We start from the raw sequence: 24,032 nt of genomic DNA on the forward strand, positions 1-24,032 counted from the left end.
TCATCTCGACACGCTTCAGGACCCCAGGCGGGCGTCGCGCCTGAGTGACTGAGGCGGCTTGCCGAAGCCCCGCATGAACGCCTCGCGAAGATGGCGCCGATCGCGAAAGCCCGTTTCGCGTGCAACCACCTCCAGCGGATGGCGGCTACGCTCGATCATCAAGCGCGCGGCCTCCACGCGCAAACGCTCTACCGCCTTGGCCGGCGACTGGCCGGTCTCGGCGGTGAACACACGGCTGAACTGGCGCGGGCTGAGGTTCGCGGCCGCAGCGAGTTCTTCCACACCCAGCGGCTGCGCCAGGTGGCTGCGGGCATGCTCCAGCGCGCGCGCGATGCGGTCCGAGCGCGGCGCGAGATTCAGGATCTCCGAATGCTGCGACTGGCCGCCCGAACGGCGCTGATGCATGACCAGCCGGTGTGCCACCGATCGCGCCACGTCGTCGCCCAGGTCCTTCTCGACGAGGCCGAGCGCCAGGTCCAGCTCCGCCGTCATGCCGGCCGAGGTCCAGATCGGGTCATCCGCGATGAAGATGCGGTCCGGCTCAACCTGGACATCGGGATGGCGCTGCTGCAGTGCGTCCGCATAGGCCCAGTGCGTCGTGGCACGTCGCCCTGCCAGCAAGCCGGCCTCGGCCAGCACGAAGGCTCCGGTGCACAGCCCCACGGTCCGACGCGCCCGAGCGCTGCACTTGCGCAGCGCATGCAGCAGGTCGGACGGCGAGGGCGTGGCCAACGGGTCGATCACGCCCACCACCATCCAGGTGTCGGCCGTGCTGCGTGCGGTGAAGGGCCTCGTCTGCAGGACCGTGCCCAGCGAAGCCTCCACGCTGCCGCCGGGCATTGAGTGACAAGTCACCTCGTAGAAGGGTTCGCCCGCCACAAGGTTGGCGAACTCGAAGACCGCCTGCGTGGCCAGCGCCATCACCTGGAAGCCGGCCGGCAGTACGTAGCCAATTTTGTGCATGAGTGGTCCCGGGAGCCTATGGCATAAAACACGACTATAAGCGTCATTTACGCCAGACGCCAGACGGCGCAACATTGGCTCCATCGCAACCCCGAAACGGAGCACCACCATGACGCAGACGAACCTGGGCACCGCCCTCATCACCGGAGCCTCCTCCGGCATAGGAGCCCTCTACGCCGACCGCCTGGCGCGGCGCGGCTACGACCTGATCCTCGTTGCCCGCAACCGCGAGCGCTTGAACCCTTTGGCTGAGGAAATCACCAGCCGCCACGGCCGCGCGGTGGAGGTCTTTCCCGCCGACCTGAACGATCCGGTGGCGCTGCGCAGCGTGGAGAACAAGCTCAAGCGCGATGCCAGCATCACCCTGCTGGTCAACAACGCCGGCATCGGCACGCACACGCCGCTGCTGGAGAGCGACGTGGACCAGATGGCGCGCATGATCGACATCAACGTGACGGCGCTCACCCGGCTGAGCTACGCCGCAGTGCCCGGCTTCGTGGCACGCGGCAACGGTGCGTTGATCAACATCGCCTCCATCGTGGCCGTCTCGCCGGAAACCTTGAATGGCGTGTATGGCGGCAGCAAGGCCTTCGTGCTCGCCTTCAGTCAATCGCTGCAGCACGAGCTGGCCGGCAAGGGCGTGCGGGTACAAGCCGTGCTGCCGGGTGCGACGGCCACCGAATTCTGGGCGCGCGGCGGCCTTCCCGTGGAGCACCTGCCGGCGCAGATCGTGATGCGTGCCGAAGACCTGGTGGATGCCGCCTTGCAGGGCTTCGAGCGCGGCGAGTCGGTGACGCTTCCTGCGCTGCATGACGGCACCCTCTGGGATGCCTTTGAGGGCGCGCGCAAGGCGATGGCGCCCCACCTGTCGAGCAACGAAGCTGCGTCGCGCTACCAGCCCTTGCGCTGAGCCCCCCTGAAAACTCAAGGAAACCCACCGTGTCACCCACCAGCATTGATTCACATTCCTCAATCATGATTCCCGGGACCGGGGAACACTTTCTCGATCCGCTCGGATCAAGCAAGAAACGCCTGGGGCGATTGCGCTATCTCTCGGGTGGAATGGGGCCACCGTTGGTCCTGCTGCACACCGTGCGCACCCAGGCCGAGCACTTCCGCCACCTCATCCCGTTGGTCCAGGATCGGTACACGGTGTATGCCCTCGATCTCCCTGGAATGGGCTATTCGGAGATCGTGCCGGGCGCTTCTTATGACGAGCCCGCGATGCGCGAGGCGGTCAAGAGCCTCATCACCCGACTCGACTTGCGCGACGTGACGCTGCTCGGCGAGTCGATGGGCGCGACGCTCGCCCTCACCACCGCGGCCGATCTGCCCGAGCGGGTGCGGCGTGTCGTGGCGATCAATGCCTATGACTACGCGGGCGGCATCGCGCGGTCCAGCCTGCTGGCCCGGTTCGTCGTGACCGGCGCGCTGGCGCCGGGTGTCGGCCAGACCATCGCGGGCGTCCAACCCAAGCCGATCGTGCGCGCCGTGCTCGGTGGGGGCCTCGGCAACAAGGCCGCCCTGCGCGATGACTACCTCGATGAACTGTTGAAGGTCGGCCGCCGCCCCGGCTATCCGGTCGTCGCTCGCGCGGTGTACGGGAACCTGCCCAGCCTCATCGCGGCCCGCGCCCGCTACCCCGAGGTCAAGGCACCCATCCACCTCATCTACGGAGAGAAGGATTGGTCCAGACCCTCGGACCGACAAGCCAACAAGCAGATCCTCCCCGCGGCCGAGTTTGTCCAGGTGCCTGGCGCCGGCCACTTCATCGTCCTTGAGCGCCCGGACTTGGTCGCCAAGGTGTTGAACGATCAACCCGCAACCACCTGAGGAGCTCTCATGCCTACCCCTGACATCGTTCTCTGCGCGCCGGTTCGATCCCCCATCGGAAGCTTTGGCGGCTCGCTCAAGGAAACGCCCGCGTCCGCACTGGGCGCCGCGGTGATTCGCGAGACCCTGCGTCGCTCCGGTCTGGCCGCGCAAGCCGTCGACACCGTGGTGATGGGACACGTGATTCAGGCCGGCACCCGGATGAACCCGGCGCGACAAGCTGCCATCGGCGGCGGGCTGCCTGTGCAGGTGCCCGCCCTGACAGTGAATCGGGTGTGCGGATCGGGTGCCCAAGCCATCGCAACGGCGGCACTCGAGATCGCGGCGGGGTATGCCGCGGCTGCGGTGGCCGGCGGCATGGAGAACATGGACCAGGCCCCCTATCTGGTACCCGGCGCGCGCTGGGGACAGCGCATGGGGGACGCCCAGATGCTGGACAGCATGCTGCGAGACGGTCTCCACGATGCCTTCAGCGGTCAACACTCGGGCTGGCATACCGAGGATCTTGTCGGTCGGTACGGCATCACGCGCGAGGACCAGGATCGCTGGGCCGCGCGTTCACAGCAACGGTTCAGTGCGGCTCAGGCTGCAGGCACGTTCGCCGAAGAGATCGTCGCCATCGAACTCTCCGGCCGCAAGGGACCGGTGAGCTTCTCCAGAGACGAAGCCCATCGGCCTGACACCACGGTCGAATCACTGGCCAAGCTCAAGCCGGCGTTTCGCAAGGACGGAACGATCACTGCCGGGAACGCGCCAGGGCTGAACAGCGGCGCAGCGGCGGTGATCGTTGCGGAGCGAAGTTTTGCCGAGAAGCACGGGCTACGGCCATGGGCGCGCCTGGTCTCGCACGGCGTCGCGGCGGTTGAGCCGGGCATGTTCGGTATCGGGCCGGTGCCGGCGGTCCAACTGGCCCTGGAACGCGCCCACTGGAAGCGCACGGACATCCAGCGCATCGAGATCAACGAGGCATTCGCCGCGATCACGCTGGCCTGCCTGCGTGAGCTGGACCTGCCGGAAGACATCGTCAACGTCGAGGGTGGCGCCATCGCCCACGGCCACGCCATCGGCGCAACGGGCGCCGTGCTGACCACGCGTTTGCTGCATTCGATGCGACGCGACGGCCTGAGGCGGGGCATCGTGACTTTGTGCATCGGCGGCGGTCAGGGCATCGCGCTGGCGCTTGAAATGCTCTGATGGAAAGGATGGCCATGGGCCTGTACGCAGAGACCCATGCCGCGTTCACAGCGGCATGCGCTCGTCCTTGAGCACGCGCAGCACGAAGCTCGATTTGCTGTGGCGGATGCCGGGGATCTTGTAGAGCTTCTCGCGCAGCAGCCGCTCGTAGTCGCGGGTGTTCTTCACCGCGATGCGGATGTAGTAGTCGTAGTCGCCCGAGATCAGATAGGCCTCCATCACCTCGGGAATGGTCGCCAGCGTCTTGCCGAATTCGTAGAGCGCCTCGTCGGTGTGGCTGTCCAGCGTGAGCTGCACGATGACCGTGTCCTGCCAGCCGAGCTTGGCGCGGTTCAGGTCCGCCGTGTAGCGCTTGATCACGCCCTCGGCCTCCAGGCGCTTGATGCGGCTCCAGCAGGTGGTGGGCGAGAGGTGCACCGCCGCACCGATCTCCTGCAGGGTCTTGCGCGAGTCGGCCAGCAACTCCCGCAGGATGGCCATGTCGTGGCGATCAAAGCTGGCCGGCGAATCTTCGTCAATGGGCTGCTTTGGCAGATGGATTTTCGGCTTTGCCACCAGAAGGTCTCCAATAAATCGAAAACATTCTGGCATGTTTGCAGAAAAATATGCCGATGAACACCGCCACCGCCGAACACTTTTCGGAAACGCCGCTTTCAGAGGCCCCGCTTTCGGAAGACCCGATCACCGCCACCGGGCCGCAGGCCGCCCGCAACGGGGCCGAGCTGCTGCTCGACACCCTGCTGGCCTGCGGCATCGACACGGTGTTTGGCTACCCCGGTGGCGCCGCGCTGCCGCTCTACGACGCGCTGTTCAAGCGGCCGGCCCTGCGCCATGTGCTGGTGCGCCACGAACAGGCCGCCGTGCACGCGGCCGAGGGCTACGCGCGTTGCACCGGCCGCGTGGGGGTGGTGCTCGTCACCTCGGGCCCCGGTGTCAGCAACACCCTCACCGGTCTGCTCGACGCCCACAGCGACGCGATCCCGGTGTTGTGCATCAGCGGCCAGGTGGCCACCGGCGTGATCGGCACGCAGGCCTTCCAGGAATGCGATGCGATCGGCATGTCGCGTCCCGTGACCAAATGGAACCACCAGCTGCGCGACGCCAGCGAGGTGGTGGCGGTCGTACGCAAGGCCCTGCGCATCGCCGCCTCGGGCAAGCCGGGGCCGGTGCTGCTGGACGTGCCCAAGGACGTGCAGCTCCAGTGCCCCGCGACGCCGGCTGGTGAAGACGGTGGCGATGAGTTCACGGCGCTGCCCCCGCTGCCGACCGCGGCGGCCCTGCGGCGCGCCGCCGGGCTGATCCTCGAGGCGCGCCAGCCGGTGCTGTACGGTGGCGGTGGCCTGATCAGCGCCGGGCCCGCGGCCTGCGAGGCCTTCACCCGCCTGGCCCGCTGGCTGCACCTGCCGACCACGCTGACCCTCATGGGCCTGGGTGCCTTTCCCGCGTCGGACCCGCGCTTTCTCGGCATGCTGGGCATGCACGGCACGCTCGAAGCCAACCAGGCCATGCACCACGCCGACCTGATCGTCTGCGTGGGCGCGCGTTTCGACGACCGCGTGACGAGCAAGCTCTCGGACTTCGCGCCGCGCGCGCGCAAGATCCATCTCGACATCGACGCCAGCAACATCAACAAGGTGGTGCCCGTGGATGTGGCCCTGCAGGGCGACTGCGGCGCCGTGCTGCAGGCCCTGCTGGCCAGCCTGCCCGCCGAGCCGCCCTCAGCGCAGCGGCTGGACGCCTGGTGGCAGCGCATCGAGGGCTGGCGCGGCTTTCACAGCCTGGGCTTCACGCCGCGCAGCGACGCCATCCTGCCGCAGCAGCTCATGCACGAACTGCAGCGGCAACTGGCGCCGCGCGACGCCATCGTGGCCACCGACGTGGGCCAGCACCAGATGTGGGCGGCGCAGCACCTGCGCTTTGAGGCGCCCCGGCGCTGGCTCACCTCGGGCGGCGCGGGCACCATGGGCTACGGCCTGCCGGCGGCCATCGGCGCGCAGATCGCGCACCCCGACAAAACCGTGGTCTGCGTCAGCGGCGACGCCTCCATCCTGATGAACATCCAGGAGCTGTCGACCGCCGTGCAGCACGGCACGCCGGTGAAGGTGGTGCTGTCCAACAACGGCTACATGGGCATGGTCCGCCAGTGGCAGGAGCTGGTGCATGGCAACCGCATCAGCCACAGCTGGAACGCCGCGCTGCCCGACTTCGTGGCGCTGGCCCGGGCCTTTGGCTGGGGCGCGCGCCGCGTGGGCGCGCCCGACGAGCTGGCGGATGCGCTGGCCGAATGCCTGGCCCACGCCGGCCCGTTCTTCCTCGACGTGCGCGTGGTGCCGCAGGAGAACTGTTACCCGATGATCCCGGCGGGACGCGGGCACCAGGAAATGATGCTGGGCGACCAGCGCTGGTACGCGTCGGAGCGGGCGGTCGCCGGGTGACGGTGGGCTGGGTGATCAATAGCCTCTGAGCTGGTTGTAGACCGCGATCTGCCGAGCGGTCAGCAGCTCCGACATGCTCAAGTGGTATTCGAGGTGGGCGGCACGCAGCTGCCCCTGTGCGTTCGCCACTTGCAGGGTCGCGGCCAGCAGGTTGTCCCGCGAGACCCGGTGCTCCTTGAAAAGCGCATCCAGCCGGCCTTCGGCGGCGATGACCTCGGCGCCCAGCGTTCGCGCCTGTGCCTTCATCTGCTCCAGCAATTGCTGGGTCCTCGCGCGCTGTTCTGCGCTCAGGCCCAAGGCATCCGCCAATTCCAGCACGTGCGATGGCCCCGGAAAGCCGTTGAGCTCGGCCGCCAAGGCCAGGGACATGCCCTTGCCTTCACGAAGATCGGCGACCTGCTGCGGCGAGAGTGCCTTGATGTCGCGGCCCTGCATGCCGGCGTAAGGCGTGGCCCGTTCCGGCGCCACGGACGGGTGGTGGGCGGCGTGCTGGGCGAGCGCCGCCGATGGCGCCGTGACCAGGATCGGTCCCGACAGCAGCGCGGTGAAAAGAATCGATGGGTGCATCGGCAGAACTCCGTGAGATCGTTACAGGGGACGGCCCGGATGATCCACGCCAGAGCGGCACACACCGTATGATTGTGATCATATGAAGATCGAAATTCCCTTGGAGTTGGAAACACTGCTCACCCCGGCGCTGATGGCGGCTGCGGAACCTGTGACCGTGGGCAAGGGCCTGCCTTTGTTCAGGCAACGGCAAAAGCCCCGGTTCATGCACTTCGTCGTCACCGGCGAGGTGCTGCTGCAGCGCATGGACGAACAAGGCGCCGCACTGGTGCTGCAACGGGTGCGGCGTGGTTTTGTGGCCGAAGCCAGCCTTCAGGCGCTCGTCTACCACTGCGATGCGATCGCGGCGACACCGTCCCAACTGGTTCGCCTTCCGTTGGCGGACCTCCGGATGGCCCTGGCGTCGGACGCCCGCTTCTCACAGAAGTGGATCAGCATGCTGAGCGCTGAACTCCGGCAAGCACGCCTTCAGTGCGAGCGGCTGTCCCTGAAAGGGGTGGGGGAGCGGCTGGTGCACCTGATCCGTACCGAAGGCGCCCAGGGCCGCTTGCCCATGGCCTCCGGGTTGAAGAGCCTGGCCGGGGATCTGGCGGTGACCCATGAAGCGCTCTACCGCGCCGTTGCGGCGCTGGAGCGCGAGGGCCGGTTGCAGCGGGTGGACGGGCATCTGGTGTGGACGCCACCCGGTCAACCGGCCAACCGGTGAATGGAGACCGAAACCCCGCGGTCAACGGGCGCTGACGGCCCTGACCGGCGTCTCAACCGCCGACGGGGGCGCGCAGGGCGATGTTCAACTGATCCACCACTTCGGCCCAGTCCGCATCCTCCAGCAGCTCTTCGCGCAACAGGGCTGCCTGGGCCGGCGTCCAGAAGGGCGCGTCGGCCAGCAGCACATCGTCTGGCAGGGGCGAGTGCGTTTTCAGGAACGCCCGGATGCCGGCCTCGTCCATGCGCAGACCCAGCTGGGCAAAGAGTTCGGAGAAACGGTGGAATGACTTTTCCATGGTGCTGATCCCTCTGTTCACATACGTGCCACATACACAACTTCTGAAGCCGTGGCCGGCGAGGCGTCACGCCAGCCTCACCCAAGCGCCACGCTCAGCGCCAACACGATCGCTCCACACGCCAGCGCGGCCAGGTAACCCAGAAACACAGGCTTGCCGACCTGCGAACCACCCGTCGTCCATGCGATACCGATCTTGGTCACCATGTTCGCCAAGGTCGCGAGGCCGAGCGCCGTGACGCTGGCGACCGTGGACAGTCCACCCGTGCCATGCAGCCGGGCGAGCGAGATCAGGATCGCGTCCACGTCCACCAGACCGGACACCGCCGACAGCACGTAGAGGCCGCTGGTGTCCAGCCACTGTTTCGCTGCGGGCACCAGCACGCTCATGACGGCGAGCAGCGCGCCAAAGCCGAGCGCGGTGCCGAGATCAAAAGGCGCCATGGTGTCGACGGCGCCTTCCCCCACCGAGGTGTGTGCCTGCTTGCGCCACCGCCAGAGCGCCACACCCAGCAACACCAGACCCGAAGCCACCAGGCTGCTGCCCAGGGTGGACAGCAGCGAGGGCTGCACCACGGCCAGCAGCACGAGCATGCGAAAGAACATCACGCCACACGCGGCCAGCGAGCCGGCCGCGGCCGGCCCCGCCAGGCGTGGCTGCTGGCGTGCGTAGCGGGCCAAAGCCAGTGTGGCGGCCGTGGAAGAGGCCAGTCCGCCCAGAATCCCGGTCCACAGCAGGCCTCGCTGCGCGCCGGTGATCCGCATCGCGAAGTGGCCCGTCAGCGACAGGCCCGCGATCAGGATGACCGCCCACCACAGCTGGTACGGATTGAGCGCGCCATAGGGTCCCAGACCGGTGTTCGGCAGATAGGGCAGGATGACCATGGACAACACCAGCAGCTGCAGCGAGGCCGTCAACTCGCGGTGGTCGATCACGCGCAGCCAGCCGTGCAAGGTGGGCTTGAGGTCCAGCAGCACGGCGCCGATCACGGCGGCCGACAGGGCCAGGGTGATGTTGCCGTGGGCCGCAAAGGCGCCCAGCGCCAGCGTCAACAGCATCGCCACGGGGGTAGTGGCGCTGAGATCGCCCGACAGTCGGGCGCGGCGGGCGTAGGACACCGTCAGCAGCAGGGAGAGCCCGAGCAGCGCACCCAGCAAGGGCCAGGCACCGAAATCGGGCTGCAAATGCCCCAGCACACCACCGAGCAGCCCGGTCAGCGCGAAAGTGCGCAGGCCTGCCACGCGGCCTCCCTCCGGCAGTTCGCGGTTGTGCCAGCCGCGCTCCAGGCCGATCACCAGACCGACGGCCAGCGCGGCGACAAGACCCTGGGCACCTGGCAGCAGTTCGTCGCCGTTCATCGCACCTTTCCCATGGCCGCCCGCGCAGCCCCTTGCGGCATCTTACGCACACACCCGTCAAGGCGTGGCGCTGATGCCGTTGGGCGCCTGGCCCACGGGAACGGTCTTCGCGATCTTGCGGTCTTTCAGGTCCAACACGGAGACGGTGTTGGCGTAGGTGTTGCTCACGTAGGCGTACCGGCCTTCCCGGTCGATGGCCACGCCATGGGCGCCGGCGCCGGTCACCACCGTCTTGGCGACCTTGAAACGCTCCAGGTCGATCAGGCTGACGGTGTTGCCGGGCTTCTGGCGCGAGCCCTGGTTGGCCACCAGCAGCGTGCGCGAGTCCGGCGTGGCGTAGAGCTGGATCGGGACCGATCCGACGGCGATCTTGCGGACCACCTGGCGCGTGGCGGGGTCGATCACGGCGACCGCGTTTTCCTGCGACAGCGAGACAAAGGCCCAGCGACCGTCTGGCGTGAAGCCGGTCTGCGCCGGGCCCTTGCCCACAGCCACCTGCGCCACCGCCTTCTGGCTGGCGGTGTCGATCACCGACACCGTGCCACCCTTGAGGTTGGCGACGTAGACCTCTTTGCCATCCGGGCTGATCCGAAGGCCGTGGGGAAACGGGCCGACCGGAATGCTCGCCACGAGCTTGCGTGCCGAGGTGTCGATCACGCTGACCGAGTTGTCGCCTCCGTTGGTGACGTAGGCCAGGCGGCCGTCGGGCGACACCACCACATGGGCCGGGTGCATGCCCACCGGCACCCGGGCGACGATGGCCTGGGTGCCGGTGTCGATGACCCAGACCGCCCCGGGCTGTGCCATCGCGCCGTGGGCGCCTGGGGCCATGCCCTTGTGCGCGGCAGCGTCGGCCATCGGGCCCGGCTCGCCGTTGTTGGTCACCCAGGCGAATTTCCCGTCGGGCGATACCTGCACGTTATGCGGCATCCGGCCCACGCGCACACTCGCCAGCGTCTGGAACGAAGCGGCATCGAGCACGCTGACCGTGTCGGCGCCTTCATTGGCCACATAGACCTGGTCGGCGGCCCAGGTGGCGCCCGACCAGGCCAGCAGGCCCATCTGCACCACGGCCCAGAACCCGTTGTTCCTGTTTGTCATCACGAACCATCCTTGTTGAAACATCAGAGTTGCCAGCGGAAGCTGCGGGGAGCGGATTCGCCCGGGCGGTGAATCCGCAGTTCGACCGCGGCCGGGCGCGGCGCCGGCACATCGAAAGCCAGCACGCCTTCGCGGTGGTGGCCGCCCGGAGGCGCGCCGACCCAGCCCGTGGGCTTGAACGTGCGTCCGTCGTCGGTGGTCAGGGTGGCGCTTTGAACGAGGTCATCGCTCAGGTCGGCACTGTGCGTGTCCAGCACGACCGCGAACTCCCACGGACTGCCCGCCACGCCGATCGACTTCGCGCTCACCTTGACCGTCACGCCCTGCTCGCTGGACGACTGCTCGGCGGCGGCCGCAGGGTTGGTCTGGGCCCAAACGACCCAGGGCGCCGCGACCATCAGCAGGCCGGCCAAGGCCATGGAAGCCATCCACCACCGGCGCCGGCCAGCCACGCCGCCGGTTTCAAAAGCCGTGGAGTGCTCCTTGAATAGAAGATCATTTTGCATACATCCAACCTCCAAAAAAACGAAACGCCTGCTCAGGCTTTCACTGTGTAGCGCAGCATCATTCCTGCTTCCGCATGCTCCAGCGAGTGGCAGTGAAAGACGTAGTCCTGGTCGCCCGCGTGGGGGTGAGTGAAATCAATGGCGATCCGCACCGATTCGCCGGGCCACACGTGCACGGTGTCCATGACGCCCTGGTCCTGCGGCAGCAGGCCCCTGGCGCCGGCCAGCTCGCGCACCAGTGCGGGGCTGCCCAGGCGCTCGATCACCCGGAACGAGAAGCCGTGCAGGTGCATGGGGTGGGGCATGCTGCGCTCGGCGTTCTCGATCAGCCAGGTCTCGCGGGCACCACGCTGCACGCTCAGCGCCGCCGCCTTCGGATCGAAGAGCCCGCCGTTGATCGTCCAGTTGCCCCGGCCGTTGTGCCCGAGCTGCATGCGCCGCGGCGGGCTCGCCGAGGCGATCGTGGCGGCGGGCAGGCTGGAGAGCACGGTGGGCATGCGGCGCTCGTAGGGGGCCGACGGTTTCAGGTCGATGCGCATCAGCGCGCGAGCGTCGCCTTCCATGGCCATCGGGATGGACGGCCCCGCCGTGGGCGCCGCGCCGTGCTGGCTGTGGTCCATGCCGGCCATCCCGGCCATGGAGGGCGCGGCAGGGCCTGCAGGGGCCATGTCGTGGCCGCCCTCGGCGTGCATGGGGTCGAAGGCGAGCGAGGCCAGCGTCACGGGCCGGCCGGGATCGGCTTCGCGCAGGTCCACCAGCACGTCCAGCCGCTGGCCGGGGGAGATGAAGGTCTGGTCGATGCGCAGCGGCTGGGCCAGCAAGCCACCGTCGGTGCCCGCCAGGAAGAAGCCCAGGCGGCGCCCGCCCTGCACGAAAGCCAGCCGGTAGCTTCGCGCGTTGCTGCCGTTGAGGATGCGAAAGCGCACGATGCGGCGCCCGGCCTGGAGGAACGGCCGCTCGGTCAGGTTGACCAGCAGACGCTCACCCACCCAGCCCCCGAAGGACTGGGCCGCGGTGGGCGCGTAGTGCAGCCGGCCCTGCGCGTCGAACTCGCGGTCCTGCAGCACCAGCGGGATTTCGGTCTCGCCCAGGGCCAGGTCCAGCTCCTTGCGCAGCGCGGCCTCGTCGTCGTCTTCCACAAACAGCAGACTGGCCAGGCCGTGGTAGGCCTGCTGCGGGATGTATCCGTGCGCATGGGGGTGGTACCAGTACATGGACGAGCGGTCGCGCAGGGGAAAGGCGTAGTCCATGCGGCCCCCAGGGGGCACCACGTTGAGACCATTGCCGTCGTTGCGCGAATCCACGCTCAGGCCGTGCCAGTGGATCACCGTCGGTTGATCGATGCGGTTGATCAGCCGCACACGCATCTCGTCGCCACGGCGGGCCAACAGGGCGGGGTTCAGGAAGGTCTTGCCGCCCGACTCCACCGCATAGGCCAGGATGGGGGTGCGCCGGCCGGGCAGCACCTCGATCTCGCTGCGCACCACCTGCACCTCGCGGAATTCGGACACCGGGAGCACGCCAAAGAGGCCGCTGCTGCCGGGCAGCCGCAGCGGGTTGGCGAAGCCCGCCGCTTCCTTTTCAATGCCGGTGATGGCTTCGTCCATGGCGCCAGACCCGCCGGGGGTGGCCGCCAGAACACCCGGAACAGAACCGGCCGCGCCCAGCGCGCCCAGACTGCCGAGGAAGTGCCGTCGTGTGAACGTGGACACCCCATGAGACATATCGATTTCCTTTCATGACAGAACCCGGGCCAAGGCGCCTGGAGCCGGCGTGGCGGGCATCGACCCTCGGTGGGCGCCGGAACCGCCAGGCCATGAGGGCACTGTAGAAAGGGGATGGGGTTGGCGAGATGACGCCAGGATGACAAAAAAGTCAGCTTCAGCGGCGGGCTTGCCGGGCCTGCCGGTTGATGCCGTCGTGGGTGGCCTGAATGTCGGCGGGCCACTGGGACTTGATCCACGACAGCACGGCCACGATGTCGGTGTCGCTGAGCGTGGCGCCGTAGGCCGGCATGTTGGATTCGTAGTCCGGCAGGCCGGCGGCCTGCGCCACGCCTTCCTTGGTGATCCGGAACAGCAGCTCGTCCGGGTGGTGCCAGGTGTGCCCGGTTTCGTCGTGGGGGGGTGCGGGCAGGCGCCCGTCGGCGCCGCGTTCGCGCCAGCGGGCCTGCCCTTCCCGCTCTGCGCCATGGCAGCTGGCGCACTGGGCCACATAGACCTTGCGCCCCTGTTCGAGCAACTGCGCATCGTTCGTGCGCAACAGGGCGGGCGGTGGTGCCGCCAGGCCCCACCACAGCGCCAGCCCCGCGAGGGCCAGGGCTGCCGCGGCCCACAAAGTCCAGCGGAATGCCGGGTTCACTGGGCGGGCTGGATGTCCGTCACCACCATCTGGCGGTTTTCGTTGACGACCATGAAGCGCACCTTGTCGCCCACTTGCACCTTGTCGAGCAGGGCCTTGTCTTTGGCCACGAACACCATGGTCATGCCGGGCATGTCCATGTGTTTGATCTCGCCGTGTTTGAGGGTGAGCTTGCCGGTGGCCTTGTCCATTTTCCTGACTTCGCCATCGGTCCAGCCGGGTGCGGCTGCCGCGCCCATCTGGCCGTTGTCCATGGTCGTTTGCGCGAAGGCCGGGCCGACGGCCCAGAACGACAGGGCCAGCAGCGTTGCGCCCAAGGCGGTGAAGATGCTTTTCATGGTGGAGTCCTTATTTCGCCGCCACCTTGACCACGCCCTTCATGCCCGCGTCGAAGTGACCGACGTGCAGACAGGCGAAGTCAACGGCGCCGGCCTTGGTGAATTGCCAGATCACTTCACCCTGTTGGCCGGGGGCCAGCGAAATCTTGTTGGGCTCGTCATGTTCCATGTCGGGGAACTTCTTCATCACCTCGTAGTGCTCCAGCAGCTCCTGTGGCGTGCCCAGGCTGAACTCGTGTTTGACGCTGTCGGTGTTCTTCAGCACGAAGCGGATCGTTTCGCCCTGCTTGACCCGGATGTCCGAGGGCTTGAACCGCATGCCGCTGCTCATGTCGACCTCGATCGTGCGGTTGACTTTCGACGCCACGCCGGGCTTGCCGATCGGCGATTCGTGGTGCCCGCCGGCGTGGTTGCCGCCCGCCATGGCGGCTGTGGTGGCCAGCAAGACGCCGGAGAAAAACAGCGCGGAGCGAGAGGGCAGGAGGGATCGTGCAAAGCTCATGTGGGTTCTTTCAGGTGAGGGTTTTGGAAAAGGAAACGGAACGGGGAACCGTCAGTGCGACATGCCTTTGCCCGTGGGTTTGATCGCCTTGGCGTTGGCGGGGGGCGCGTCCCTGCTGGCCGCGGGGCGCTGTGCAGGAGGGAGTGCGCCGTTCCACTCGTAGGCCACGGTGCCTTCGGGGAACTTGTAAGGCCCGGGGTCTTTGTAGTCGCCCGGCTTCTGGTCCTTGCGCACCTTGAAGACCGTGAACATGCCGCCCATCTCCAGCGGGCCGAACTGGCCGGTGCCGGTCATCATGGGCGCCGTGTTGTCGGGGATGGGCATTTGCATCTCGCCCATGTCGGCCATGCCGCGCTCGCCCATCAGCATGTAGTCGGGCGCGACCTTCTGGATCTTCTTGACCAGGCCACGGTGGTCCACGCCGATCATGGTCGGCACGTCGTGCCCCATGGCGTTCATGGTGTGGTGGCTCTTGTGGCAGTGCATGGCCCAGTCGCCTTCTTCGTCGGCGATCAGCTCGATCTGGCGCATCTGGCCCACCGCCACATCGGTGGTGACTTCGTACCAGCGCGAGCTGGGCGGGGTCGGGCCGCCGTCGGTGCCGGTGACCAGAAACTCGTGGCCGTGCAGGTGGATCGGGTGGTTGGTCATGGTGAGGTTGCCGATGCGGATGCGCACGCGGTCGTTCAGGCGCACGTTCAGGCTGTCGATGGCCGGGAAGACGCGGCTGTTCCAACACCAGATGTTGAAGTCGGTCATGGTGTTGATCTTCGGCGTCTTGCTGCCGGGCTCCACGTCGAACGCGTTGAGCAGAAAGCAGAAGTCCCGGTCCACGGCGCTGATGTGCGGGTGTTGGGCCTTGGGGTGCGTGACCCACATGCCCATCATGCCCATGGCCATCTGCACCATCTCGTCGGCGTGCGGGTGGTACATGAAGGTGCCAGGGCGGCGCGCCTCGAACTCGTAGACATAGGTCTTGCCCACGGGGATGGCCCGCTGGGTGAGCCCACCCACGCCGTCCATGCCGCTGGGCAGCCGCTGGCCGTGCCAGTGCACCGTGGTGTGCTCGGGCAGCTTGTTTGTCACGAAGATGCGCACCCGGTCGCCTTCGACCACCTCGATCGTGGGCCCCGGGCTCTGGCCGTTGTAGCCCCACATGTTGACCATGAAGCCCGGTGACACCTCGCGCACCACGGGCTCGGCCACCAGGTGGAATTCCTTCACGCCGTTGTTCATGCGCCAGGGCAAGGTCCAGCCGTTGAGGGTCACCACGGGGTTGTAGGGCGGGCCGCTGGTGGGCACGAGGGGGGGCGCGGTGTCGACGGAGGTCTGGATGACGGGCTCGGGCAAACCGGCCAGTGCGGAACGGGCCACCGCCAGACCGGCCACGGATGCGGCGGCGCCTGCGAAAAACTGTCGTCTTGAAGGGATGCGGGTCATGAAGGGGTCCTGTCAATGCGCTGCGGCCGCGGGGGCTTCACCACCACCGCCCAGCGATACAAAGCTGTCGGGAGCTCCGCCCTGCAGCACCCACTGCAGATCGGTTTCGGCGACCCAGAAATCGCGCTGCGCCCCGATGGCATCCACCGTGGCCTGCGACTGGTTGCGGACTTCGTCCAGCAGATCCCACACGCTCTTGAGCATGCCGTTGTAGTGCAGCACCGTTTCCTCGGTGATGAATGCACGCGTTTTCAGCACCTCGCCCTGGCTGTCCTGCGCCAGCGCGTGGCTGGCCTGGTAGGCCTGCACGGCCATCGTGGCGAGTGCCCGGTGGCGCATGCGCTCGGCCGCGGGCAACTGGGCCTGAACGGCCAAAGAGCGCTGCGCCAGATCCGCGGCGCCCAGGGCCTGCGGGGGCACGTCCGGCAGCTGATCGGGCAGCGCCACGCCATCGTGCACGCCCATCACACCCAGGGTCTTGAGCAGATGGCCCTGGGCCTGGGCGGCGGCATATTGCGCCCGCCGCAGGTTCATGCGGGCCGTCGATGTGGCCAGCTGGACTTGCGACAGCTGCAGCCGGCTCCAGTTGCCCACGCTCACCATGCGCTGGCCCAGTTCGCTGGCCGCCTGGGCGGCGTCCAGCATGTCGCGCTGGTGCTTCAGCACCTGCTGCGCGGCCACGGCCTGAAACCAGGCCTTGCTCGCCTGGGCCGCCACTTCCAGCAGTTCGTCCATGTCATCGACACGGCGCTGCAGGCCGGGGTCCACCTCAGTCCACCGGCCGCTCGCGATCAACTGCCCGTTCTGGGCGCCGAGGCGGGCCAGGGGGCTGACCAGCTCACGGTGCTGGCGCCAGGCCTGGCGCACGGCGTGTTCGGGCGTGGGCAGGGCCAGGCCGGCGACCGGGGACGCATCCGCCGGTTCGGCCGACGGGTGGGCCTGCTCCCACTTGAGCACGTCGGCGTGGCCGCGCTGGAGCGTTCCGACGGCATCGTTGGCCTGTCGCCAGTCAAGCTCCGGGGGTGGGGTCGCGGTCTGGGCCGACAAGGCCAAAGGCCCGGCGAACGCAGCCGCAGCCAGCAGCCGGCAGGTCGCTCGGACAAGAAAAGGGGAATTCACTGTGATCGCTCCTTTTTGATCTGGATCAAACGAGGCGGATTCTGCTGGGGGCTGTCCGTCGTCATCCTGTCGGGTGGATGACAAATCTGTCATTTTCGTCCGCACGGCGGCGCGCGCAGGCAAACTAGCGTGAGGAGCATGACCGTGAAGATACTGATTGTTGAGGACGAGCCCAAGGCGGGCGACTATTTGAGGCAAGGCTTGCGGGAAGCCGGCTACGTGGTGGATCTCGTTACCAACGGCGTGGACGGCCTGCACCATGGGCTCGAAGGCGACCACGACCTGGTGATCCTGGACGTCATGCTGCCGGGCATGGATGGCTGGCAGGTCCTGAGCAGCCTGCGCAGCCAGGGGCGGGAGATGCCGGTGCTGTTCCTCACCGCCCGCGACCAGGTGGAAGACCGCGTCAAGGGCCTGGAGCTGGGGGCCGACGACTACCTGGTCAAGCCGTTTTCGTTTGCCGAACTGCTGGCCCGGGTGCGCACCATCCTGCGGCGCGGTCGCTCGGGTCTGGAAGCCACCACGCTGCAGGTGGCCGACCTGGAGCTGGACCTGCTGCGCCGTCGCGTGACCCGGGCGGGCAAACGCATCGACCTCACCGCCAAGGAATTCGGCTTGCTGGAGCTGCTGATGCGCCGCCATGGCGAGGTGCTGCCGCGCTCCCTGATCGCGTCGCAGGTGTGGGACGTGAACTTCGACAGCGACACCAATGTGATCGAGGTGGCCATGCGCCGCCTGCGGGGCAAGGTGGACGATCCCTTTGAGCCCCGCCTGATCCAGACCGTGCGCGGCATGGGCTATGTGCTGGAAGTGCCGGAGGCTTCGAACTGATGCTCGGGCGGCTGCCACTGACCGCACGTCTGACCGCTTTCTACGCGCTGGTGTCGGCCACGGTGCTGGTGGGGCTGGCGGTGCTGGTGGCGTTCGCGACGAGCCGCCACTTCGTCGAACTGGACCGGGACTACCTGCAGGACAAGATCGGGCTGGTGCAGAAGATCGTCAGCGAATCCGAGTCGCCGGAACTGCTGTCCCGCCGGCTCGATGAGCTGCTGGGCAGCCACCACGGGCTCTTCATCGAGCTGCGCCAGGGCGACCGTGTGGTGCATGGCACCGAGGGCATGGTGTTCCCCTCGAGCCTGGCACCGGAAGGCGCCACCCCCACCGACTGGACCGAGGGCGATCAAACCCTGCGCGGTCTGAGCGCGCGCATCGAACCGCCCTCCACGCCGTCGAACGCGCCGGGCGCGGGCGGCGCGCCCCTGCAACTGCGCATTGCCCTGGACACCGGGCACCACCGGCATTTCATGTGGGCCCTGAGCCAGACGCTGGCGGTCTACTCGTTGGGGGCCATCCTGGTCAGCGGCGTGTTGGGCTGGTGGGCGGCGCGCCGCGGCCTGGCGCCGCTGCGCGTCATGAAAGAGCGCGCCATGACGGTCACCGCGCAGAAGCTGGACCAGCGCATGCCCGTGGACGCCGTGCCGGTGGAGTTTGCCGACCTCGCCGAAAGCCTCAACACCATGCTCGGGCGCCTGCAGGCGGACTTTGCGCGTCTGCAGGAATTCTCCAGCGACCTGGCCCATGAGCTGCGCACCCCCATCAACAACCTGCTGACCCAGACCCAGGTGTCTCTGGCGCAGAAACGCGATGCCGACGCCTACCGGGACATCCTCGCTTCCAACGCCGAAGAGTTCCAGCGCCTGGCGCGCATGGTGTCCGACATGCTGTTCCTGGCCAAGACCGAACACGGGATCGAGCTGCCCCACCCGGAGGCCATACCGCTGGCCCGCGAGGTGCAGGCCCTGTTCGACTTCTACGACGCGGTGGCCGATGAGAAACAGATCCGCCTGACGCTGGCCGGTGAGGCCGAGATCGTCGGGGACGGTCTCATGGTGCGGCGCGCCATCAGCAATCTGCTGTCGAATGCGCTGAGGCATTCCCCGGAGGCCGGCGAGGTTCTCGTGGCCATCCGGCGCAGCGATCAGGGAACCGTCTTGAGTGTTTCCAATGCCGGAACCATTCACACCGAGCATCCGCTGCGGCTGTTCGACCGCTTCTACCGGGTCGACAAGTCCCGCGCGCATCCGGACTCGGACGGCACGGGGCTCGGGCTGTCGATCACCCGCGCCATCATGGAGGCCCACGGTGGCCGCGTGTCCGTCGACGCCGACCCGCAGCACACCGTCTTTTCCCTGCACTTCCCCCCGGCTCAGAGCAGTTCGATTTCCCCGTAGTGCAGGCGCACCACGCCGCGCGCCTCCAGCGTCTTCAGGGCCTTGTTGACGCTTTGCCGGCTCACGCCCAGCATGTGCGCCAGCACCTCCTGCCCCAGGCGGATGCGGCGGCGCGGGGCGTCGCGGCTGCCGTAGCCCTGGGCCAGCAGCCACAGGCGCTGGCGGATGCGCTCTTCCAGCGGCAGTTGCGCCAGTTCTTCCAGCACCGCGAAGGCCACGCGCAGCTTGCGGCAGGCCAGGCGGGCCAGCTCGCGCCACATCGTCGGGTGCGTCTCCAGCCAGGCCAGCAGCCCGGCGCGCGGCACCTCCAGCACCTGGGTGTCGCCGTCGGCCACCGCGTCGTGGGTGCGCGGCAGCTCGTCGATCATGGAGATCTCGCCAAACCACTGGTAGGGCTCCAGGTAGGCCAGCACGGCGGGCTGCCCTTCGGCGCTCACCGCGCCGATGCTCAGCGCGCCCGCGGTCACGCAGCACAGGCCGCTGGCCTGTCCGCCGCGCGCGAACAGAGACTCGCCGTGGGATAGGCGGTGCAGGCGCGAGCGCGCCAACAGCGCGTCCTGCAGCTCGGCCGGGCAGGCGCCGAACCAGTCGTCGCTGGCCAGCGCGGCGCGCAAGCCGGGAGGGAGGGCATCAGGGCGGGGCATCGGGGGCGCCGTGGGCGGCGGCGTGGTGGGTGGTGGTGGTCGCTGGAGAGAGTGGGCCACCGGGATTGTCGAACTTTTGACAGACGCTGTGGCGCCGCCACGGCATTCTTGGCGCCCCACATCCCCACCCACCTTGAACGCAAGACCCGCCATGCATGCACCCTCCCAGACTCCCTTGCCCGACCGGCGGACGATGCTGATCGCCCTGCTCAGCGCCGCCCTGTTGCTGGCGCTGGCCTTCGTCGGCGCGGACCTGACCAGCGACAGGGCGCTGTTCTCGCTGCAGCCGCCGGGCGGCGGCGCGCCCGACATGCTGCCCGCGCAGCGGCTGGACCTGCACCGCACCTTCTTCACCATCTGGGCCGCGCTGGTGCTGGTGGTGCCCGCCCTGAGCCTGTTCGGGTTCCGGCGCCGCTCGGAGCACGCCGCGCGCTACTGGCTCGCGTTCTGGACCGCGGCCCTGCTGGTCTTTCTGGTGCATTTCTACTGGGCCGTGGTGGTGCTCTTCGGCAACGACTGGCAGCGCATCCTGCACACCCCCCGGGTCAGCGCGCCGCGCCTGGACACGGTGTTCGCGGTCTGGTGGTGTGTGGACGTGCTGCTGGCCTGGACGCTGGGTTCCGAGGCTGTGTGGGTCCGCGCGCAGCGCTGGGGCGTGCACCTGCTGGCCTTTGTGCTGTTCTTCATGGGCGCGGCGCGTGAAGGCGAGCTGCTGTGGTCGCGCGGCCTGGGCTGGTCGCTCGCGGTCTGCGTGGCGATCAGCCTGCTGCTGCTCGCGGTGCGCCGCGCGCGGCCCGGCGTCCGGGGCTGAGCCGGTCCGCTGTCGGCGCACCTCGTGCGCCGGTGCAGGCGCTCACTCGTCGCGCATCGCCTGCTGCCACCCGGGCAGGTTCAGCAGCTCGACCTCGCCGTAGTGCAGCTTCACCAGCCCCTGCAGCTCCAGGTCGCGCAGCACCTTGTTGGCGGTCTGCCGGGTGATGCCCAGCGTGGACGCCAGTTGGTCCTGCGACAGGCGCAAGCGGGTTCGCGGCGCGTCTTCCTTGAAACCGTAGCCGTGGGCCACCAGCCAGAGCCGCTTGACCACACGGGCCCTGGCCGGCAGTTGCGCGTCCAGCGGGATGAGCTGGTAGGCCCGGCGCAGCTTGCTCACGGCCAGGCGGGCGATGTCGCGCCAGCACCCGGGGTGCAGGTCCAGAAACGGCAGCAGGTCTGCGTGGGCGACACACAGCAGCAAGGCCTGCTGCTCGGCCACGGCCACGTGTGAGCGCGGCTCGGCGTCGATGAACGACATCTCGCCGAACCAGTGCGAAGGGTCCAGCGTGGCCAGCAGCGGCATGGAGCCCGAGGGGTCGGGGTAATACGCCTGCACCTGGCCGCTCAGCACGCAGTAGAGCGCGTGGTCGGTCGCGCCGTGCTCGAACACCCAGCCCCCGGCCGACACCTTGCGCAGGCGGCCGTTCTGGAGCAGCGCGTCCTGCAGTACTGCGGGGCAACTGGCGTACCAGGCGTTGCCGAGCAGGGTGGGTTTCCAGACGGCGTTCTGTGCGGTGCGGGAGGCCGGGGTCATGGGGGTCCAATGCAACAAGTGTCGGCGAGTTGATATTCAGGCATCGGCACCCTGCCTAACATGCGGTGCTGGCGCAGAGGTGCGCCCGCCCTCTATTTCTTCCCGCTGGAATCACGATGAAAACGGTCTCCCTGGCTTTGTCTTTGCTGGTCTGCGCTATCCATGTCTACATCCTCGCCGTCGAGATGTTCTTCTGGAACAAGCCACTGGGCATGAAGACCTTCAAACTGACCCCGGAGTTTGCCAGCGCCACCACGGCCATGGCGGCCAACCAGGGTTTGTACAACGGGTTCCTGGCCGCGGGCATCCTCTGGGCCCTGGTCTTCCAGCAGGTGCCGAGCCTGGCGTTCGTGCTGGCCTGCGTGGCCGTGGCGGGCCTGTACGGCGCCTACACCTCGACCGCGAAGGCCTTGTATGTGCAGACCGCGCCCGCGGTGCTGGCCCTGCTGGCGCTGTACTTCTCGCGCTGATCCCTGGCAGGGAGGCCCCGGGCCTGCCGGGCGTGGCCCGGCGTCAAGCGTCCGACCCCTGGGGCCCCTGGTGGAACACCAGGTCTTCGACCACGCGACCGTGCTTGAGGTGCTGGTCGATGATGCGGTCCATGTTGGCGTCGGTCACGTTGTAGTACCAGGTGCCATCGGGCTGCACGCACATCACCGGCCCGCCCTTGCAGGCGGCAAAACAGCTCACACGGCTGCGTTTCACGCGCAGTTCGCCGTCGTGCAGCCCGGCCGCCTTGAACTTCTCGCCCAGGCTGTCGAACAGGTCTTGCGAGGCGCCGTCCTGCGTGCAGCGCGGACCGGTGCAGATCAGCAGGTGGCGTTTGTAGGCGCCGATGCGGGGCTTTTCCACGGTGTCCTGGCTCATCCCTCGGTCTCCTCGGTGGGGGTCGTGGTTTCCGGCTCGTCCACCGCCGCGCTCAGCACCGCCTCGATGTAGTCGGGCGGCAGCCCGTGCTGCTGCGCGAGCGTGGCCACACCGATGCCCTCGGCATGGTCGGCGCGCAGCTGCGCCATCCAGCCCAGCAGCCCGCTCGACAGGGAGCGGCCCGCCTTCTCGCCTTCGCGCGTGCTGCCGCCTTCGTCCAGGTCGTACTTGTTGGCGTAGCCGCGCGGCGTGACCATCAGGCCATGGCGCACGAAGGTGTGGCTGTTGCCGATCAGCACGGTGGTGAGCATGCCGATCTCGCACTCGCTCATGTGCGCCAGCGTGGTGAACTCGACGCGCTCGCGCTTGCGGTAGGCCGACTTGACCACCGCCACCGGCGTGTCGGGCCGGCGGTGGCGCAGGAACAGCGCCTGCGCCTGCACGATCTGCTGGGTGCGCCGCCCGCTCTTGGGGTTGTAGAGCGCCACCACGAAGTCCGACGCCGCGACCGCGTCCAGCCGGCGCGCGATCACCGGCCAGGGCGTGAGCAGGTCGCTCAGCGAGATCGAGCAGAAGTCGTGCGTGAGCGGCGCGCCCACCAGCGCCGCACAGGCGTTGATGGCCGAGGCGCCCGGCACCACCTCCACGCTCACGTCCGACTCGGGTGTCCAGCCGGCCTGGAACAGCACCTCGTAGGTCGGCCCGGCCATGCCGTACACGCCGGCGTCGCCGCTGGAGATCAGCGCCACCTTCTTGCCCTCGCGCGCGCGCTCCAGCGCGTGCACGGCGCGGTCCAGCTCCTCGGTCATGCCCTTGCGGATGACCTCCTTGCCTTCGAGCAGGTCGGCCACCAGCTTGATGTAGGTGACGTAGCCCACCACCACGTCGGCCTCGGCGATCACCGCGCGGGCCCGGTGCGTCATGTGGTCGTGGCTGCCCGGGCCGATGCCCACCAGTGCGATGCTGCCGCTCACGGGGCGGCTTTCGCGGGCGTGCCGGCCGTGGCGTCGGCGGGTTTCAGGGCGTGTTCCAGCGCCGGGCGCAGCCAGCGCCCGAAGGCCGGGCCGCCCACCGCGCCGAGGCTGGCCCAGAAGCCGAGCGACAGCCAGGTGGTGGCCCAGACAAAATCGCCGCCCAGCCGGCGCAGGGTCGCCTGGGCCTCGCCGGTGAACCCGGCCAGCGGATCGGCCGCGATGTGCGGCGCTCCCACCACGAACGGCAGCGCCAGCCACGCCAGCGCGGCGGCCCAGCGCAGGGGGCTGCGCAGTCCGGCCACCGAGGCGCAGGCCAGCGCGGCACTGCCCGCCGCCAGCAGCCACCAGCCCTGGCGCGAGCCCAGACGGGCGGCGTCCATGCCGGGGATTTCGGCGGGCAGACCCAGCGATGGCCAGAGGTGGAACACCAGCCAGCCCGCGGCCGCCGTCCACAGCGCCAGCGGCACGGAGCGCTGCGTGGCGCCCCGCCACAGGCACAGCCCCATCACCGCCAGCAACAGCAGCGCCATGCTGAAGGCGTGCAACAGATGGGCCACCCAGGACCAGAACAGGCGCTCGGCGCCATCGGCCGGCGCCCAGGCCTCGGCGGTGTCGCCATGGTCGTGCGCCGTGCCGTCCGCGTGGTCGTGCGTGGCCGCCATGGCCGGTTGCGGTGCCTCGGCCTTCTGGCTCTCAAACACCTCGGCCGCCAGGATGATGGGCACGGTCTGCAGCTGCTGCAGGCCCGATTGCAGGCTGCCCACCAGCAGGGCCACGGCCAGCGCCGCCCAGATCAATCGTCGAAAAATCATGAAACTCTCCAGTCAATGACAAGGCTTGACGGTGACGTGGCGGACGTCGTGCGCGGCGTTGTGGGCGATCGGGCTTTCGGCGAAGGCCACGCCGTATAGGACGACCAGGCCCAGCGCGGCGCCGGAGGTCAGTTGCAGCAGCAGGCTGCGCGTGGCACTCACGCGCTGGGGGGTGGCAATGGGGGCGGTGGTGGAAGAACTCATGGCGTGCTCCAG

General features: G+C 68.3%; 28 protein-coding genes. 9 read left to right on the forward strand and 19 right to left on the reverse strand.

The genetic code is table 11. The features are described from left to right. Positions 1–15: 15 nt before the first annotated feature. Positions 16–963 carry a GlxA family transcriptional regulator gene (locus HTA01S_RS12030; RefSeq protein ID WP_068171478.1) on the reverse strand — a complete coding sequence of 316 codons (948 nt, stop codon included), beginning with the start codon at positions 961–963 and terminating at the stop codon, positions 16–18. A gap of 109 nt (positions 964–1,072) precedes the next feature. On the opposite strand from HTA01S_RS12030, the gene HTA01S_RS12035 reads away from it, so the two are divergent. The 3 genes from HTA01S_RS12035 to HTA01S_RS12045 are packed head-to-tail and all read left to right on the forward strand — an operon-like array spanning position 1,073 to position 3,990. After that, a complete protein-coding gene (locus tag HTA01S_RS12035) occupies positions 1,073–1,873 on the forward strand; it encodes an SDR family NAD(P)-dependent oxidoreductase (RefSeq protein WP_068171484.1) in 801 nt (266 codons plus the stop codon). 29 nt (positions 1,874–1,902) lie between these two features. Further along, on the forward strand, positions 1,903–2,796 hold the full coding sequence (locus HTA01S_RS12040) for an alpha/beta fold hydrolase (protein ID WP_245638074.1): 894 nt from the start codon (positions 1,903–1,905) through the stop codon (positions 2,794–2,796). Between the two features lie 9 nt (positions 2,797–2,805). Then, complete coding sequence (locus HTA01S_RS12045; protein ID WP_068171491.1) at positions 2,806–3,990, forward strand: acetyl-CoA C-acetyltransferase; 1,185 nt, start codon at positions 2,806–2,808, stop codon at positions 3,988–3,990. 45 nt (positions 3,991–4,035) lie between these two features. On the opposite strand, the gene HTA01S_RS12050 is transcribed toward HTA01S_RS12045, so the two are convergent. Next, on the reverse strand, positions 4,036–4,470 hold the full coding sequence (locus HTA01S_RS12050; protein ID WP_068171858.1) for an Lrp/AsnC family transcriptional regulator: 435 nt from the start codon (positions 4,468–4,470) through the stop codon (positions 4,036–4,038). 131 nt (positions 4,471–4,601) lie between these two features. Here HTA01S_RS12050 and ilvB point away from each other — a divergent pair, with 131 nt between their 5' ends. Further along, positions 4,602–6,425 (forward strand): biosynthetic-type acetolactate synthase large subunit, encoded by a 1,824-nt coding sequence (gene ilvB / locus HTA01S_RS12055; protein WP_068171493.1) that lies wholly within the window; start codon positions 4,602–4,604, stop codon positions 6,423–6,425. 15 nt (positions 6,426–6,440) lie between these two features. Here ilvB and HTA01S_RS12060 read toward each other — a convergent pair whose 3' ends face one another. Further along, positions 6,441–6,992, reverse strand: coding sequence for a Spy/CpxP family protein refolding chaperone (locus HTA01S_RS12060; RefSeq protein WP_068171497.1), 552 nt, complete (start codon positions 6,990–6,992; stop codon positions 6,441–6,443). A gap of 82 nt (positions 6,993–7,074) precedes the next feature. Between HTA01S_RS12060 and HTA01S_RS12065 the strand changes: the two genes are divergently transcribed. Then, positions 7,075–7,698 (forward strand): Crp/Fnr family transcriptional regulator, encoded by a 624-nt coding sequence (locus HTA01S_RS12065; RefSeq protein WP_068171500.1) that lies wholly within the window; start codon positions 7,075–7,077, stop codon positions 7,696–7,698. A 52-nt stretch (positions 7,699–7,750) separates the two neighbouring features. Here HTA01S_RS12065 and HTA01S_RS12070 read toward each other — a convergent pair whose 3' ends face one another. The 10 genes from HTA01S_RS12070 to HTA01S_RS12115 form a co-directional block, all read right to left on the reverse strand. Next, positions 7,751–7,996 (reverse strand): DUF2789 domain-containing protein, encoded by a 246-nt coding sequence (locus tag HTA01S_RS12070; RefSeq protein WP_068171504.1) that lies wholly within the window; start codon positions 7,994–7,996, stop codon positions 7,751–7,753. A 77-nt stretch (positions 7,997–8,073) separates the two neighbouring features. After that, positions 8,074–9,354 carry an MgtC/SapB family protein gene (locus HTA01S_RS12075; RefSeq protein WP_068171507.1) on the reverse strand — a complete coding sequence of 427 codons (1,281 nt, stop codon included), beginning with the start codon at positions 9,352–9,354 and terminating at the stop codon, positions 8,074–8,076. A 57-nt stretch (positions 9,355–9,411) separates the two neighbouring features. After that, positions 9,412–10,455 (reverse strand): YVTN family beta-propeller repeat protein, encoded by a 1,044-nt coding sequence (locus HTA01S_RS12080; protein ID WP_157572073.1) that lies wholly within the window; start codon positions 10,453–10,455, stop codon positions 9,412–9,414. A 23-nt stretch (positions 10,456–10,478) separates the two neighbouring features. Beyond that, positions 10,479–10,961, reverse strand: coding sequence for a hypothetical protein (locus HTA01S_RS12085; RefSeq protein ID WP_245638075.1), 483 nt, complete (start codon positions 10,959–10,961; stop codon positions 10,479–10,481). 32 nt (positions 10,962–10,993) lie between these two features. Continuing rightward, entirely contained in the window at positions 10,994–12,685 is a 1,692-nt protein-coding gene (locus HTA01S_RS12090; RefSeq protein ID WP_068171512.1) for a multicopper oxidase family protein, read from the reverse strand. A 157-nt stretch (positions 12,686–12,842) separates the two neighbouring features. Further along, positions 12,843–13,322, reverse strand: a complete 480-nt coding sequence (locus tag HTA01S_RS12095) for a c-type cytochrome (protein WP_218017346.1) — start codon at positions 13,320–13,322, stop codon at positions 12,843–12,845. After that, positions 13,319–13,660 (reverse strand): copper-binding protein, encoded by a 342-nt coding sequence (locus HTA01S_RS12100; protein ID WP_068171516.1) that lies wholly within the window; start codon positions 13,658–13,660, stop codon positions 13,319–13,321. The genes HTA01S_RS12095 and HTA01S_RS12100 overlap by 4 nt, the downstream gene beginning before the upstream one ends. 10 nt (positions 13,661–13,670) lie before the next feature. Continuing rightward, positions 13,671–14,162 (reverse strand): cupredoxin domain-containing protein, encoded by a 492-nt coding sequence (locus HTA01S_RS12105; protein ID WP_068171518.1) that lies wholly within the window; start codon positions 14,160–14,162, stop codon positions 13,671–13,673. A gap of 51 nt (positions 14,163–14,213) precedes the next feature. After that, the gene (locus tag HTA01S_RS12110) at positions 14,214–15,602 is read right to left on the reverse strand and encodes a multicopper oxidase family protein (protein WP_157572074.1); all 1,389 of its coding nucleotides are present in this window, start codon (positions 15,600–15,602) and stop codon (positions 14,214–14,216) included. Between the two features lie 12 nt (positions 15,603–15,614). Continuing rightward, positions 15,615–16,721: a TolC family protein gene (locus tag HTA01S_RS12115; protein ID WP_169804773.1), complete on the reverse strand. Its 1,107-nt coding sequence runs from the start codon at positions 16,719–16,721 to the stop codon at positions 15,615–15,617. Between the two features lie 144 nt (positions 16,722–16,865). On the opposite strand from HTA01S_RS12115, the gene HTA01S_RS12120 reads away from it, so the two are divergent. Both HTA01S_RS12120 and HTA01S_RS12125 read left to right on the forward strand, forming a co-directional pair. Next, complete coding sequence (locus tag HTA01S_RS12120) at positions 16,866–17,552, forward strand: heavy metal response regulator transcription factor (protein WP_068171871.1); 687 nt, start codon at positions 16,866–16,868, stop codon at positions 17,550–17,552. Further along, the gene (locus tag HTA01S_RS12125) at positions 17,552–18,952 is read left to right on the forward strand and encodes a heavy metal sensor histidine kinase (protein ID WP_068171521.1); all 1,401 of its coding nucleotides are present in this window, start codon (positions 17,552–17,554) and stop codon (positions 18,950–18,952) included. Before HTA01S_RS12120 ends, HTA01S_RS12125 begins: the two co-directional genes overlap by 1 nt. On the opposite strand, the gene HTA01S_RS12130 is transcribed toward HTA01S_RS12125, so the two are convergent. Then, positions 18,928–19,596, reverse strand: a complete 669-nt coding sequence (locus tag HTA01S_RS12130; protein ID WP_068171525.1) for a Crp/Fnr family transcriptional regulator — start codon at positions 19,594–19,596, stop codon at positions 18,928–18,930. The two genes, HTA01S_RS12125 and HTA01S_RS12130, sit on opposite strands and share 25 nt — an antisense overlap. Positions 19,597–19,747: 151 nt before the next feature. Between HTA01S_RS12130 and HTA01S_RS12135 the strand changes: the two genes are divergently transcribed. After that, positions 19,748–20,407 (forward strand): LTA synthase family protein, encoded by a 660-nt coding sequence (locus HTA01S_RS12135; RefSeq protein ID WP_157572076.1) that lies wholly within the window; start codon positions 19,748–19,750, stop codon positions 20,405–20,407. Positions 20,408–20,449: 42 nt separating this feature from the next. On the opposite strand, the gene HTA01S_RS12140 is transcribed toward HTA01S_RS12135, so the two are convergent. After that, the gene (locus tag HTA01S_RS12140; protein ID WP_068171532.1) at positions 20,450–21,163 is read right to left on the reverse strand and encodes a Crp/Fnr family transcriptional regulator; all 714 of its coding nucleotides are present in this window, start codon (positions 21,161–21,163) and stop codon (positions 20,450–20,452) included. A 116-nt stretch (positions 21,164–21,279) separates the two neighbouring features. Between HTA01S_RS12140 and HTA01S_RS12145 the strand changes: the two genes are divergently transcribed. Next, complete coding sequence (locus HTA01S_RS12145) at positions 21,280–21,633, forward strand: DUF1304 domain-containing protein (protein WP_068171535.1); 354 nt, start codon at positions 21,280–21,282, stop codon at positions 21,631–21,633. 43 nt (positions 21,634–21,676) lie between these two features. On the opposite strand, the gene HTA01S_RS12150 is transcribed toward HTA01S_RS12145, so the two are convergent. Genes HTA01S_RS12150 through HTA01S_RS12165 form a run of 4 tightly spaced genes read right to left on the reverse strand, consistent with a single transcriptional unit; the run spans position 21,677 to position 24,020 of the window. Continuing rightward, on the reverse strand, positions 21,677–22,030 hold the full coding sequence (locus tag HTA01S_RS12150; RefSeq protein WP_068171538.1) for a (2Fe-2S) ferredoxin domain-containing protein: 354 nt from the start codon (positions 22,028–22,030) through the stop codon (positions 21,677–21,679). Continuing rightward, entirely contained in the window at positions 22,027–23,004 is a 978-nt protein-coding gene (gene cobJ, locus HTA01S_RS12155; RefSeq protein ID WP_084236055.1) for a precorrin-3B C(17)-methyltransferase, read from the reverse strand. The genes HTA01S_RS12150 and cobJ overlap by 4 nt, the downstream gene beginning before the upstream one ends. After that, a complete protein-coding gene (locus HTA01S_RS12160) occupies positions 23,001–23,816 on the reverse strand; it encodes a CbtA family protein (protein ID WP_068171540.1) in 816 nt (271 codons plus the stop codon). Before HTA01S_RS12160 ends, cobJ begins: the two co-directional genes overlap by 4 nt. A gap of 12 nt (positions 23,817–23,828) precedes the next feature. Next, positions 23,829–24,020 (reverse strand): CbtB domain-containing protein, encoded by a 192-nt coding sequence (locus tag HTA01S_RS12165; RefSeq protein WP_068171543.1) that lies wholly within the window; start codon positions 24,018–24,020, stop codon positions 23,829–23,831. Positions 24,021–24,032: the final 12 nt, after the last annotated feature.

Origin of the sequence: Hydrogenophaga taeniospiralis CCUG 15921 (assembly GCF_001592305.1) — a bacterium.
Taxonomy (GTDB): domain Bacteria; phylum Pseudomonadota; class Gammaproteobacteria; order Burkholderiales; family Burkholderiaceae_C; genus Hydrogenophaga; species Hydrogenophaga taeniospiralis.

Coding starts and splice junctions, on each gene's coding strand:
- HTA01S_RS12030 (WP_068171478.1), bottom strand. CDS start 963: ATGCACAAAATTGGCTACGTACTGCCGGCCGGCTTCCAGGTGATGGCG.
- HTA01S_RS12035 (WP_068171484.1), top strand. CDS start 1,073: ATGACGCAGACGAACCTGGGCACCGCCCTCATCACCGGAGCCTCCTCC.
- HTA01S_RS12045 (WP_068171491.1), top strand. CDS start 2,806: ATGCCTACCCCTGACATCGTTCTCTGCGCGCCGGTTCGATCCCCCATC.
- HTA01S_RS12050 (WP_068171858.1), bottom strand. CDS start 4,470: ATGGCCATCCTGCGGGAGTTGCTGGCCGACTCGCGCAAGACCCTGCAG.
- ilvB (WP_068171493.1), top strand. CDS start 4,602: ATGAACACCGCCACCGCCGAACACTTTTCGGAAACGCCGCTTTCAGAG.
- HTA01S_RS12060 (WP_068171497.1), bottom strand. CDS start 6,992: ATGCACCCATCGATTCTTTTCACCGCGCTGCTGTCGGGACCGATCCTG.
- HTA01S_RS12065 (WP_068171500.1), top strand. CDS start 7,075: ATGAAGATCGAAATTCCCTTGGAGTTGGAAACACTGCTCACCCCGGCG.
- HTA01S_RS12070 (WP_068171504.1), bottom strand. CDS start 7,996: ATGGAAAAGTCATTCCACCGTTTCTCCGAACTCTTTGCCCAGCTGGGT.
- HTA01S_RS12075 (WP_068171507.1), bottom strand. CDS start 9,354: ATGAACGGCGACGAACTGCTGCCAGGTGCCCAGGGTCTTGTCGCCGCG.
- HTA01S_RS12080 (WP_157572073.1), bottom strand. CDS start 10,455: ATGACAAACAGGAACAACGGGTTCTGGGCCGTGGTGCAGATGGGCCTG.
- HTA01S_RS12085 (WP_245638075.1), bottom strand. CDS start 10,961: ATGCAAAATGATCTTCTATTCAAGGAGCACTCCACGGCTTTTGAAACC.
- HTA01S_RS12090 (WP_068171512.1), bottom strand. CDS start 12,685: ATGTCTCATGGGGTGTCCACGTTCACACGACGGCACTTCCTCGGCAGT.
- HTA01S_RS12100 (WP_068171516.1), bottom strand. CDS start 13,660: ATGAAAAGCATCTTCACCGCCTTGGGCGCAACGCTGCTGGCCCTGTCG.
- HTA01S_RS12105 (WP_068171518.1), bottom strand. CDS start 14,162: ATGAGCTTTGCACGATCCCTCCTGCCCTCTCGCTCCGCGCTGTTTTTC.
- HTA01S_RS12110 (WP_157572074.1), bottom strand. CDS start 15,602: ATGACCCGCATCCCTTCAAGACGACAGTTTTTCGCAGGCGCCGCCGCA.
- HTA01S_RS12125 (WP_068171521.1), top strand. CDS start 17,552: ATGCTCGGGCGGCTGCCACTGACCGCACGTCTGACCGCTTTCTACGCG.
- HTA01S_RS12130 (WP_068171525.1), bottom strand. CDS start 19,596: ATGCCCCGCCCTGATGCCCTCCCTCCCGGCTTGCGCGCCGCGCTGGCC.
- HTA01S_RS12135 (WP_157572076.1), top strand. CDS start 19,748: ATGCATGCACCCTCCCAGACTCCCTTGCCCGACCGGCGGACGATGCTG.
- HTA01S_RS12140 (WP_068171532.1), bottom strand. CDS start 21,163: ATGACCCCGGCCTCCCGCACCGCACAGAACGCCGTCTGGAAACCCACC.
- HTA01S_RS12145 (WP_068171535.1), top strand. CDS start 21,280: ATGAAAACGGTCTCCCTGGCTTTGTCTTTGCTGGTCTGCGCTATCCAT.
- HTA01S_RS12150 (WP_068171538.1), bottom strand. CDS start 22,030: ATGAGCCAGGACACCGTGGAAAAGCCCCGCATCGGCGCCTACAAACGC.
- HTA01S_RS12160 (WP_068171540.1), bottom strand. CDS start 23,816: ATGATTTTTCGACGATTGATCTGGGCGGCGCTGGCCGTGGCCCTGCTG.
- HTA01S_RS12165 (WP_068171543.1), bottom strand. CDS start 24,020: ATGAGTTCTTCCACCACCGCCCCCATTGCCACCCCCCAGCGCGTGAGT.